This is a genomic window from Leptotrichia massiliensis (assembly GCF_900104625.1).
GTDB classification, from domain to species: Bacteria; Fusobacteriota; Fusobacteriia; order Fusobacteriales; family Leptotrichiaceae; genus Leptotrichia; species Leptotrichia massiliensis.
Window position 1 is genome coordinate 46,769 of sequence record NZ_FNVZ01000001.1, and the last position, 12,278, is coordinate 59,046.

Consider the following 12,278-nt stretch of genomic DNA (forward strand, 5'->3'; position numbering starts at 1 on the left):
AAACAATAAATAAAAACATAATTTAATTAGTTTGCAGGGGAAAATCCCCCGCTTTATTTATCTTAATTTCAAAATTACAAATGTTAATAGACATGTCATTATTGAAACAATCCAGAATCTTATTGTAACTTTTGTTTCAGGTAATCCCAGCAGTTCAAAGTGATGGTGAATTGGTGCCATTTTGAATACTCTTTTTCCGAAAGTTTTAAAGTGCCAGACTTGAATCATAACTGACAAGGCTTCCATAATAAATATAAATCCAGCAATTGGTAATAACAGCTCTTGTTTTATGAAAATAACAATTATTCCTAAAATTCCACCTAATGTTAAAGAACCTGTATCTCCCATAAACATTTGTGCTGGATAAAAATTGTACCATAAGAAACCGATTAAAGCTCCGATTACTGAGGCTAAATAAACTATCATTTCAGCTGCTTGTGGAACGTAATAAAGATTTAGATATTTTGCATATTTTACATTTCCGGTTAGATAGGTAATAATTAAAAGCGTGATACTTACCACAATTGTAGGTCCGCTCACAAGTCCATCCAGTCCATCTGTCAAATTTACGGCATTTGACGAGCCGATTATTACAAATGCCACAAAAATAAAGAACAGAATTGGAGTTATGTATAAATATGAATTTTTAATTAATGGATTTATTATTGAAAAATCAATTGTTTTGCTTACAAGTCCAAATTTATATACAAATCCAAATGTTAATGCTGTAATTATCAATTGTCCCAGTATTTTTTTCTTTCCAGAAAGCCCTTTCTTGTGCTTTGTCAATTTTAAATAATCATCATAAAATCCAATTGTTGTAAATAAAATTGTAATTATAAACAAAAATACAATAAATTTATTCGTAAAATTACCAGCGATAGCAGTTGCAAATAAAATTGCACCAATTATTAAAAGTCCTCCCATTGTAGGCGTTCCCGACTTGTCAAAATGTGACTTAGGTCCTTCCTCTCTTGCTGTATCTCCGTATTTTTTCTTTTTAAGCCAAGCAATGAAAGGTTTCCCACAAATTAACATAAATAAAAATGCAATCATAAACGCCACAGACGCTCTCAACATTATTGATTTAAAAACACGTAAAACTCTCCAGTTATTTATAAATAACTCTTGCAGTAAATATAACATTCTTTATTATAGAGTTTTTTACCCAATAATCCATATTTAAACAAATTATACAGTAATAAAAAACTCTTCTCCTTTCTTTGTTTATAATATTTATTTTTCTATGATTTCTTCTAATCTCATTCCTCGTGATGCTTTTAACAGCACTGCCTTTTGTTCAGAAATCTGTCTTATTTTTTCTTTTATTTCTTCTTTTTCATCAAAATGTCCAAATTCCTTGTTTTTTAAATTTTCATTGTCCACATTTTCCTTTATTTTTTCGAATAGACTTTTCATCCTTTCTCCAAATAAATAAAGTTTGTCAAATTTTGTAGTTTTTATTGTATTAAAAAGGTTGCTATGAAGTTCCAGTTCATTTTCTCCTAGTTCCAGCATATCTCCTAGAACCATTATTTTCAGTCTGTCGTTATATATTTGGGAAAATGTTTCAAGTGATTTTTCCATAGACATTGGACTTGCATTATAGGCATCGTTAATATATGTTGTATCGCCGTTTTCAATTATTTGAAACCGCATTCCAGTCAAGCCAATATTTTTCACAGCTTCACTGATTATTTTATCTTCCATTCCGAATTGTTTAGCTACAGCAATCGCCATAACTAAGTTTAATACATTATGTTCTCCTAGAACATTCGTCTTATAATTTCTTTCAACTGTACTTTGACAAATTTTTCCAAAATATTTCAGAAAAAAATCAGTTCCATTTTCGTTAAAATGAACGTCCCCATAATAAAAATCAGACGTCTTCTCCCTAAACTCATTATTTCCTAGATTCAAAGCCTTTACAACTTCAATATTTTCAGCTTTTACATTTTTTAAATAATCATCATCTCCATTGATTACAAGTGTATTTTTAATATACGGAATAATTTCCGTTTTTGCCAAAAATACATTTTCCTTCGTTTTTAAAAATTCCAGATGTGATTCCCCAATGTTGGTAATTACATTAATATCAGGCAATGCAATCTGCCCAAGAAGATCAATTTCTCCAAAACCGCTCATTCCCATTTCTAGAATAATAAATTTGTCATCTTCTTCAGCACGCAACAAAGTGAAGGGTAATCCAATATGATTATTGTAATTCCCTTCAGTCTTTTTTCCTTTATATTTTTGTGAAAGCAAATGGTAAATCATGTCCTTTACAGTAGTTTTTCCATTACTTCCCGTAATTCCAATTACTTTTATATCTAAATTTTTTCGCCATTCCCTAGCAAAATTTTGTAAAAATTCAACACTATCATTTACAAAAAATGCACGATTAGCATATTTTTCATCTATTTTTAAAGTTTTACTGTCATAAACAGCAAAAGCACCTTTTTCCAACGCTTCATTAACAAAATTGTTCCCACCTCTGATAGCAACAAAAATATCATTTTTACCAAGTTCTTTCGAGTTAATCGAAATATTATTTATCTCAAAATCTGATATTTCTACTTTATTAAAGAAACTTTGAAACACTTCAGCTTTATTCATAAAATTTCTCCAGATTCCTATCTAATTTAATACTTTTTTCACAATTATTCGCATTATAAAATTATATCATTTGAAGAGCATTTTTTCAATATATTTTTATTTTTTTTTCAAATTTTTCTAAAAGAATTTATCTTATGCACAAATCCGCTTAGAGTCAAGCTGGAAAAATTATATAAACCTAAAATTTCAGCAGAATAACCTCAATTTTTAAGTATATTTTTAAAATAATTTTACCATAAGTATCTAATTTTATTAATTATTTTTAATATCCCAGCCATCAATTTCGTTAGTTTCAGAAACTTTCTTTATCCAATACCCTGATTTTTTTACTGTCTTTATTTGCGTTGGTAAATCTACCGAGATAAATCCGTATCTGTTTTTGTAGGCATTTGTCCAGGACCAGCAGTCTATCGGTGTCCAAGTGTGGTAGCCAAAGCAGTTTGATCCTTCTTCTATTGCTCTATGAAGATGTGTCAGATGTTCCCTAAAAAAATCTATTCTGTAGTCATCTTCAATTATCCCCTGTTCATTCTTAAATTTTTCTTCTCCTTCAACTCCCATTCCATTTTCTGAAATAAACCATTTTATATTTTTATAGTTATCCTGAATATTTTTAGCAATATCATAAATCGCCTGTGGATAAATTTCCCATCCTCTGTAAATATTCATTCTTTTCCCCGGCATATCATAATTTTCAAAATATTTATCAGGCAGCCAGCCATTTTTAGAAATATCAAATTCCGTTTCTCGAGCCTTTATTCTTCTTGGCTGATAATAATTCACCCCTAGAAAGTCAACTGTATTTTCTGCAATAATTTTTAGTTCCTCTTCTGTACTTTCCCACAAGACTCCATCCTTTTCCAGTATTTCTATCAATAATTCAGGAAATTTACCATAAATCGCAGGATCTAAAAATGAATTATTAAAAAACACATCTGATATTTTGGCAGCCTTTACATCCTCTTCATTTTCACTCCTTGGATATGATGGGGTTAAATTCAAAATTATTCCTATTTCCCCATCTTTTTTCAGCGGCTCTGTTTTTCTAAATTCCTCAATTGCTTTTGCTGAAGCAAGTGCTGTATTATATAAAACCTGCATAGCCTTTTTCCCATCTACAATAAGCGGATAATGAAACTGATACATGTACTGTGCTTCCACAGGTACTATCGGTTCATTAAAAGTAGTCCAGTATTTCACCTTGTCCCCAAACAGCTCAAATGCTTTTCTGGCATATTTTACAAACAATTCAACTACATGCTTTGATTCCCAGCCGCCATATTTTTCCTGCAATTCTATTGGCATATCAAAATGGAACAAGTTCATCACAAGAGTAATCCCATTTTTCTCAAATTCCTCTATAACCTCTGTATAAAATCTCACTCCATCCTCATCAACTTCCCCAGTTTCAAAATCCTTTATGAGACGTGTCCATTGAATCGATGTTCTTAATGAATTAAGCCCTATTTCCTTATATAATTTTATATCTTCCCTAAAGCTATTATAAAAATTTGAAGCCACATCCGGACCTATACCATCAAAAAACGCCTTCTTATCCATATCAAACCAGTAATCAAATATATTTCTATTCTTTTTATTAAATCTTCCTTCACTCTGCGGTCCAGAAGTAGCCGATCCCCACCAAAAATTATCTGGAAATTTCAATTTTGCCATACAATATTCCTCCATTTATTTCATATTTCTATTTTCCTTCAATATGTACTTACACCCTCATAAAATCCACTGATAAAATTTTATAATTTCTAAAACCTAAATAATACTTAAAGTGTCATTACTGTTATTATATTCCATTTTTATAAAAAATCAAATCTTTTATAACCAAAAAGTTCACATCTGATCACTCTCATTCCAAGTAAAATCAAAACTAAAATTCCAATCAACTTTTTTATAATATTTCCTTCTCTCATCTTATACTTTTATCATTTTACCTAATTTTTTTTATAATTCTCTTTCGTTTACGTTTTCATTACAATTCTTTTATTTTAAAAATTTTCTCTATAATGAATATATAGAAAATATAATACAATAATGCTATAATAACAAAACAAAATTTGCTAGCAGGAGAGGTAACTTATGAAAGAACTATTTAAAAGTAAAATAGAAATTATCGAATTTTTCAAAAAATTTTTTATACAAAAAAGAAAAAAAGAACTGGAAAATGAACCAAAATTATTAAATGAACTAAATAAAAAATCAACCTTGCTAAATAATCAGCTAAAATTAAAAAATACAAATAAAACTAAAATAAATAAGCAATTGGAAAAAATTCAAAATATAAAAAATGGCAAAATACAAATTATAAATGTAAATAGATATGTTTTAAGGTTTCTGCTAATAGTCCTATTTTATATTTCATTTTTAAATCTTGCGTTAAATCTAAAAGGCTACAACTACTTTATATATGCTTCAGCTGTTATTATAATAATATTATCGTTTTTGTCAATGCTTATAACTTTTATTATTAAAAAGAAAATTTTTACTGCTTATTTTTACGACTATAGTATTAAAAAAATTCTTCCAATGGCTGTAATTTTCTTTGGAGTAGTCTACTTTCTTAATTCTTACAAAAACGAACTTGAAATATTAAATAAAAAATCCATTCTAATAAAAAACGCAGAAATAAATTCAATAGACGAGTTAAAAAACAGCACTCTCGAAATTGTAAACAAAGATGGAAAAACAAAATGGAAAGTAGATAAAAATTTAAAAATTCTTACTTACGAAAACTCTCAAAAGGGAAATATAAATATCACAGATACAGTAATTGACGACAATAACAATGTAAATTTATCTTTTATAAATGAAAAAAATGAAACAATATGGCTAAAAGGAAAGATAATTTATTTCAACTGGGATACCGTAAAAATAAAACTAAAAAATAAAAAAATTATTGAAGGAGAAGTATATGGAAAAATAATTAAGCTGGAAACTGGTGAAACTTTAATATTAAACAATAATTTTGAATTACGGGATGAAAGTAAAAAAATTAGTGATTTTGGTGTGATGGGAACTAGCTTAAATATCAAAAAAATTATAAATAATTTTTTGTTTACATTTTTAATAATTTTTATTTTAATAGAATATGAATACTACAATTTTCCATTTGAAGAAAAAGAAAAAATAGTATCCAAATTAATGCTAAATGAAAAAAATACTCTAACAATAAAAAAATCTGTTTTTTCAATCCTCAGAACAATAAAACTGCTAATGTTCCCAATAGCCTTAATTCAAACGCTACTAATAAGAGATTTTATCTTCAGTCTATTTTTTGACAAAAATCTAAAAAAAGGCTACGACATAATAAACGTCCTCGTATCCTATTTTTCAAAATCATACTTGCTAATTTTTATAATACTCCTGCTCCCAATACTAACAGAGTTATTTAACATTCTAAAATTAATTAAACGCTACATAATATTAAATAAAATAGACAGATTTTCTAACATAAAGAAAAAAAGAAATTATTCTCGAATAATGATTTATAACAGAAAAAAAAATAACCGCTATCTAAATTCTTTTATAAACAGAACTTCTAAAAAAGAGTAATTCTACTAAAAATTTTCCTGTATTAAAATCTAAACTAGATTATATAAATAATATAGAAAATATAATTTGAAAATACGAATAAAGTAAAGAAAGGAGATCAACTATGAATAAGTTTTTCAAATTATCATTGTTATTTACTTTTATAGTTGCTATTGGTCTATTTTATAGAAATCATTTAAAAAAAGCAAGAATAAATGTATCGGATTGTCCAAATAATCGCTATATGGCAAACAGAAAAGAATACTATGAAAAAAATTATAAGATTTTTAAAGAAAGGCAAATAAAATTTTATATAGATGATGAAAATGGAAAAATGCGAGAAATTGCTAATCAAGATGAATTTTTCACTTCATTAAGAGAAGCTAAAGATTATGCTTATGAAATAGTTGGAAAAAAATGGTTCTATACAAAAAGAAAGTTATTTGGAATAGCATTTGGAATTGATAAGGAAGCAAAAATAAAATATATTTCAGTACCAGAAAAAGAAAAGAAAAATATATTAAAAAATATAGATAAATATCCTGAAAAGAATATAGAAAATAAATGTGTGCTAGTAGAAGTGCTGAAAGGCAATTATTAAGAATACTAGAACAAAAATAAAAACAACTTTAAATTTTAAATATTTTTAAAAACAAAAATGAAGCATTAAAATTAAAAAAGGAGATAAAAATGTCAGAATATAGAACAGTATCAGCAGCAGCAATGTTAGGGACATATGAAGATTTTTTAGAATTATTTGAAAAAGGATATGAAGATAAAGAAAGTGTCTTGAAAAGTAATATTTTATATGATGCCTTAAGAAATAATAATGACGAAGCATGTTATAAAATATCAATTTTTTTAATAAATAAAGGTGCTAATATTAAATACAGAACAAAGGAAGGAACTACTTTATTTTTTCCTTTATTTGAAAGTGGAGGGAATGATATAGCTGGAACAACAGAATTATGCAGAATTTTTTTAGAAAAAGGAGCAGATATAACAGCATTATACAAACCATACAGAATTGTAGTTTTTAAAAATATTTTTAATTATTTTACTGATGAAAACGAGATGATTCCACTATATAAATTAATCTTTTCTCAACCAGGATTACAATTATTAACAAAAGATAAATGGGGATTAACAGCTTTAGAATTTGTTAAAAGGTGTCAGAAACCAATAGCATTAAAAATGATGGAAGATTATATAAAAAAATATAATCTAAAAGAAAATAGTTAGAATTTTTAAATAACCGTTGTTGTAAAAGACAGCGGTTATTTTTTTAAATTAATACTACTTCTCATTTAAATAGTAGAAATCAGAAAATTCATCGAATCAAAGCCTTTTGTACAAGATTGTACTATTTACAATCTATGTATTTATAAAATATCCTATAATTAAATTTAATCATTAAGTATTCGTCTTAAATACTTTTGTAATTTTATTTATTAATAATAAGCAGTTTTTCAAAATCTGAATAAAAATCTCCTATACAAATACTTAAAAATTAGATTTGATTTTTTTAACTAATTATTATAAAATTTTATTACTATTTTTTAAATGAATTTAGTATAAGTTACTTTATTTCAATATTTAAAAATAGGCTGTGTCTGAAAACTTAAAATCTATATTATTTTTTTGATTTTAGAAATTGTACAAAGCACAATAAAATAAGCATTTACTATTTTTGATTTTGGAAAATTTGTTAAAAATTTATCATTTTGAAAATTTTCAGATATTCCTTAATATAAATTCTAGATTTTAACTCTATAATCAGTTTAACAAGCAAAAACTGCATTTTAATTTCTTGCTAAAAATATTTTTAATAGACTCGTTCGGCAACTTTATATTTTTTATCTCTAATAAGATGTCTCGCTCCCTTCAGAGTAATATTTATCTCATTACATTTTCAAATTCAACATAGTTATCGAACAGGTTTAATAAATTAATTATTTAAACGAAGTTTAGTATCAAGTATACTAGATGTATTCTCTAACCTAAGTTTTTTCATTTCCACAAAGGGTAACACCCCTGCTTCAGAATATTTATTTTATTAAATTCTAAATACATATAGTTATCAAACAAGCCTACACTAAACACACTCTACTTCAACACTTTTCAAAAGTCCTGAATTGACTAAATTTCTATGTTAAGTACGTGTATTCTAAAACTTCATTCTTCTTTTCCCCCTTTACTTTTATAAACAAACAAATTCTATTATCCAAAATTTTCATTTCTCCATAATATAAATCAGGACTGCACAAATATTCTTTCTTCATCATAAATTCCCCATCACAAAATAAAAACTCAAATATCTTCTCATAATCACCATTTCTAAACCTATAAAATCCAATATAATTTTCCTTAAACTCCCATAATTTTCTATCACTATACCGAATATCATTATCTAGAATAATTTCTTCAATAAAATACAACCTATCTCCTTCTTCTTTAATCACAACATTCCCTTTGCCAACATAATTCCAACCTGTCGAAGACCCTTCCAAACTCTTTGCCTTAAAAGATATCCTACTAACATTTCTCATAATTTCATAAATATCCATAATCCTATCCATACTATTTCTCCCGTAATTCCAAACATCTTCCAATATATTTATTACAGTATATCAAAAATAAAGTACAAAATAAAGAAAACAAATACTATTTATCTATTTTTATAAGAAAAGTTATCCACCTTATAAACAAAAAAAGACAAAATACTTTTTTCAGAAAGTATCCTGTCCAAGTCATCTATATTTTTCATAATGCTATATTATCTTCATCTTTACAAAACTATTTATTAATATATTGCACATCCTCTATTTCTTTTTATTTTAAAATTTATCTACTTTTTGAATATTTTAAAAAAAAAATGGCGTCCCCGGTTGGACTCGAACCAACGACCCTCTGATTAACAGTCAGATGCTCTAACCGGCTGAGCTACGGAGACACACAAAAGAAAAAAGTTTGGCAACTACCTATTTTCCCGGGACGAATCCAAGTATCGTAGGCGTAAACAGACTTAACTGCCGGGTTCGAAATGTAACCGGGTGTATCCCTGCTGCTAACATCACCAAACTTTAAAAACTAAATTGTCAAGTTAAGACAATGAGAAATAAATAGTAGTAGTAAAAGATTAATTAAAAAGCAGATGTAATATTAGTACCAGTCAGCTGAATGCATTGCTGCACTTACACCTCTGGCCTATCAACCATGTGTTCTCCATGGATACTGCGAATACTCATCTCAAAGTCGGTTTCTCGCTTAGATGCTTTCAGCGATTATCCGTTCCAGACGTGACTACCCAGCCATGCCACTGGCGTGACAACTGGTACATCAGAGGTCTGTCCAACCCGGTCCTCTCGTACTAAGGTCAGATCTTTTCAGTATTCAAGCGCCTGCAGTGGATAGGGACCGAACTGTCTCACGACGTTCTGAACCCAGCTCGCGTGCCTCTTTAATGGGCGAACAGCCCAACCCTTGGGACCTTCTCCAGCCCCAGGATGAGACGAGCCGACATCGAGGTGCCAAACACTTCCGTCGATATGGACTCTTGGGAAGTATCAGCCTGTTATCCCCGGGGTAGCTTTTATCCGTTGAGCGACGGTCCTTCCATACGGAACCGCCGGATCACTAACTCCTACTTTCGTACCTGCTCGACCCGTCAGTCTTGCAGTCAAGCTCCCTTATGCGTTTGCACTCTTAGGCTGATTTCCATCCAGCCTGAGGGAACCTTTGAACGCCTCCGTTACTCTTTGGGAGGCGACCGCCCCAGTCAAACTGCCCATCTAGCACTGTCTCCGTTACCAGATTAGAATTTCAACGGCATATGGTTGGTATTCCAACGACGACTCTGTTAAAACTGACGCCTTAACTTCACAGTCTCCCAACTATCCTATACACACACAGCCAAAACCCAATGCCAAACTACAGTAAAGCTCCACGGGGTCTTTCCGTCCTACTGCAGGTAGTCGGTATCTTCACCGACATTACAACTTCGCCAGGTCTCCAGCCAAGACAGCTCCCAAATCATTTCACCATTCGTGCAGGTCGGAACTTACCCGACAAGGAATTTCGCTACCTTAGGACCGTTATAGTTACGGCCGCCGTTCACCGGGGCTTCAATTCGAATCTCTCAATCCTCCTCTTAACCTTCCGGCACTGGGCAGGTGTCAGCCCATATACGTCGCCTTTCAGCTTAGCATAGACCTGTGTTTTTGGTAAACAGTTGCTTGGGACTCTTCACTGCGGCCTGTTTCCCCTTGAGGTGTTTCTCCTCTCAAGTATATCAGGCACCCCTTCTCCCGAAGTTACGGGGCTATTTTGCAGAGTTCCTTAGCTAGAGTTATCCTGTCGGCCTTAAGTTTCTCACTCTGTCCACCTGTGTCGGTTTACAGTACGGGCACTATTTCTCATCGATAGAAGTTTTTCTCGGCAGTGTAGGATCTGTGACTTATGCTAATGCACTTCCCCATCAGGTCTCACATTTAGACACGCGGATTTTCCTGCGTGTCCATGCTACGCCCTTAGAAAGACTATTCCGTCAGTCTTCTCACATACCTTCCTGCGTCACTCCGTCTCTCAAGCGATAATAGTGGTACAGGAATATTAACCTGTTTTCCATTCGCCATCACAATTTTGCTTATGCTTAGGTCCCGACTTCCCCAGGGCGGACAAACCTTCCCCTGGAAACCTTGGACTTCCGGCCGGCGGGATTCTCGCCCGCCTTCTCGCTACTCATTCCTGCATTCTCACTTCTGATACCTCCAGAATGGCCTTACGGCATTCCTTCAACGGCCTACAGAACGCTCTCCTACCAGGCGTGTTTACACGCCTCCGCAGCTTCGGTTTATGTCTTAGCCCCGTTACATCTTCGGCGCAGATACTCTCGACCAGTGAGCTATTACGCACTCTTTTAAGGTATGGCTGCTTCTAAGCCAACCTCCTGGTTGTCTGTGAATATCCACCTCCTTTCCCACTTAGACATAATTAGGGACCTTAGCTGGCGGTCTGGGCTGTTCCCCTCTCGTCCGCGGACCTTGTCATCCGCGGACTCACTCCTGACTATTAATATATGGTATTCGAAGTTTGCTTGATTTCGGTAAGCAGTACGCCCCCTAGACCATACAGAGCTCTACCCCCACATATCTTAACGTCAAGGCTGCACCTAAATGCATTTCGGAGAGAACGAGCTATCTCCTAGTTCGATTGGCTTTTCACCCCTAGACCTGCCTCATCTCCCAACTTTTCAACGGCGGTGAGTTCGGCCCTCCACTGAGTCTTACCTCAGCTTCAGCCTGGACAGGCCTAGATCACTAGGTTTCGCGTCTATGACTAGCGACTTAACGCCCTATTAAGACTCGGTTTCCCTTCGGCTCCACTTTATTAACCTTGCCACTAATCATAACTCGCAGGATGATTAACCAAAATCCACGCAGTCACACATAAAGTGCTCCTACCGTTTGTAAGCACACGGTTTCAAATTCTATTTCACTCCCTTGCTCAGGGTTCTTTTCACCTTTCCCTCACGGTACTCTTCACTATCGGTCAACAACAGTATTTAGCCTTGCGTGATATGGTCCACGCTGATTCACGCCAGATTCCTCGTGCCTGACGCTACTCGGGTGCTTCCAGTCACTATATGTATTTTATGTTCTACAGGACTATCACCTTCTTTGGTTCAGCTTCCCAGCTGATTCTACTTACATACATACAGTTTAAACATTATGACAATCCGTTAATGGAAGTCCCACAACCCCGTGCCAGCAATGCTGTCCGCTTGGCACTGGCACGGTTTAGGCTTTTCCCCGTTCGCTCGCCGCTACTTAGGGAATCGTTTTTACTTTCTTTTCCTCCCGTTACTTAGATGTTTCAGTTCACGGGCTTACCGTTTTCACGCATGTCCTCCAGACATGCAGGTTTTCCCATTCGGAAATCTGGGGATTAACGATTATGTGCATCTTCTCCCAGCTTATCGCAGCTTATCACGTCCTTCATCGGCTGTTGTTGCCTAGGCATCCTCCGTGTGCCCTTATTAGCTTTTTATCCAGAATAACTTTTACTCTAGTTTCATTGTAATCTTTTACCTACTATTCATTTCCCATTGTCCTAAA

Annotated in this window: 7 protein-coding genes, 1 tRNA gene and 2 rRNA genes; 3 read left to right on the top strand and 7 right to left on the bottom strand. The window is 32.3% G+C overall.

Going from position 1 to position 12,278, the window contains the following annotated elements:
- Positions 1–57 precede the first annotated feature (57 nt).
- From mraY to BQ5344_RS00300, 3 genes are all read right to left on the bottom strand, one after another.
- Positions 58–1,146 (bottom strand): phospho-N-acetylmuramoyl-pentapeptide-transferase, encoded by a 1,089-nt coding sequence (mraY, locus tag BQ5344_RS00290; protein WP_021768803.1) that lies wholly within the window; start codon positions 1,144–1,146, stop codon positions 58–60.
- 90 nt (positions 1,147–1,236) lie between these two features.
- Entirely contained in the window at positions 1,237–2,616 is a 1,380-nt protein-coding gene (locus BQ5344_RS00295; protein ID WP_071123711.1) for a UDP-N-acetylmuramoyl-tripeptide--D-alanyl-D-alanine ligase, read from the bottom strand.
- Between the two features lie 252 nt (positions 2,617–2,868).
- A complete protein-coding gene (locus tag BQ5344_RS00300) occupies positions 2,869–4,290 on the bottom strand; it encodes a glycoside hydrolase family 1 protein (protein ID WP_071123712.1) in 1,422 nt (473 codons plus the stop codon).
- A 420-nt stretch (positions 4,291–4,710) separates the two neighbouring features.
- Between BQ5344_RS00300 and BQ5344_RS00305 the strand changes: the two genes are divergently transcribed.
- From BQ5344_RS00305 to BQ5344_RS00315, 3 genes are all read left to right on the top strand, one after another.
- Positions 4,711–6,183 (top strand): hypothetical protein, encoded by a 1,473-nt coding sequence (locus BQ5344_RS00305; protein WP_071123713.1) that lies wholly within the window; start codon positions 4,711–4,713, stop codon positions 6,181–6,183.
- Positions 6,184–6,286: 103 nt separating this feature from the next.
- Positions 6,287–6,763 carry a phage head-tail adapter protein gene (locus tag BQ5344_RS00310; RefSeq protein ID WP_071123714.1) on the top strand — a complete coding sequence of 159 codons (477 nt, stop codon included), beginning with the start codon at positions 6,287–6,289 and terminating at the stop codon, positions 6,761–6,763.
- Positions 6,764–6,852: 89 nt separating this feature from the next.
- On the top strand, positions 6,853–7,404 hold the full coding sequence (locus tag BQ5344_RS00315) for a hypothetical protein (RefSeq protein WP_071123715.1): 552 nt from the start codon (positions 6,853–6,855) through the stop codon (positions 7,402–7,404).
- A gap of 905 nt (positions 7,405–8,309) precedes the next feature.
- On the opposite strand, the gene BQ5344_RS00320 is transcribed toward BQ5344_RS00315, so the two are convergent.
- The 4 genes from BQ5344_RS00320 to BQ5344_RS00335 form a co-directional block, all read right to left on the bottom strand.
- A complete protein-coding gene (locus BQ5344_RS00320; RefSeq protein ID WP_071123716.1) occupies positions 8,310–8,741 on the bottom strand; it encodes a DUF6314 family protein in 432 nt (143 codons plus the stop codon).
- A gap of 297 nt (positions 8,742–9,038) precedes the next feature.
- Positions 9,039–9,115 (bottom strand) — tRNA-Asn (locus BQ5344_RS00325).
- Between the two features lie 15 nt (positions 9,116–9,130).
- Positions 9,131–9,243, bottom strand: a 5S ribosomal RNA gene (rrf, locus tag BQ5344_RS00330).
- Between the two features lie 61 nt (positions 9,244–9,304).
- Positions 9,305–12,210: ribosomal RNA gene (locus BQ5344_RS00335) — 23S ribosomal RNA — on the bottom strand.
- Positions 12,211–12,278: the final 68 nt, after the last annotated feature.

What these genes read in the sequence shown, in the direction of transcription:
- mraY (WP_021768803.1), bottom strand. Translation starts at nt 1,146, where the DNA reads ATGTTATATTTACTGCAAGAGTTATTTATAAATAACTGGAGAGTTTTA.
- BQ5344_RS00295 (WP_071123711.1), bottom strand. Translation starts at nt 2,616, where the DNA reads ATGAATAAAGCTGAAGTGTTTCAAAGTTTCTTTAATAAAGTAGAAATA.
- BQ5344_RS00300 (WP_071123712.1), bottom strand. Translation starts at nt 4,290, where the DNA reads ATGGCAAAATTGAAATTTCCAGATAATTTTTGGTGGGGATCGGCTACT.
- BQ5344_RS00305 (WP_071123713.1), top strand. Translation starts at nt 4,711, where the DNA reads ATGAAAGAACTATTTAAAAGTAAAATAGAAATTATCGAATTTTTCAAA.
- BQ5344_RS00310 (WP_071123714.1), top strand. Translation starts at nt 6,287, where the DNA reads ATGAATAAGTTTTTCAAATTATCATTGTTATTTACTTTTATAGTTGCT.
- BQ5344_RS00315 (WP_071123715.1), top strand. Translation starts at nt 6,853, where the DNA reads ATGTCAGAATATAGAACAGTATCAGCAGCAGCAATGTTAGGGACATAT.
- BQ5344_RS00320 (WP_071123716.1), bottom strand. Translation starts at nt 8,741, where the DNA reads ATGGATAGGATTATGGATATTTATGAAATTATGAGAAATGTTAGTAGG.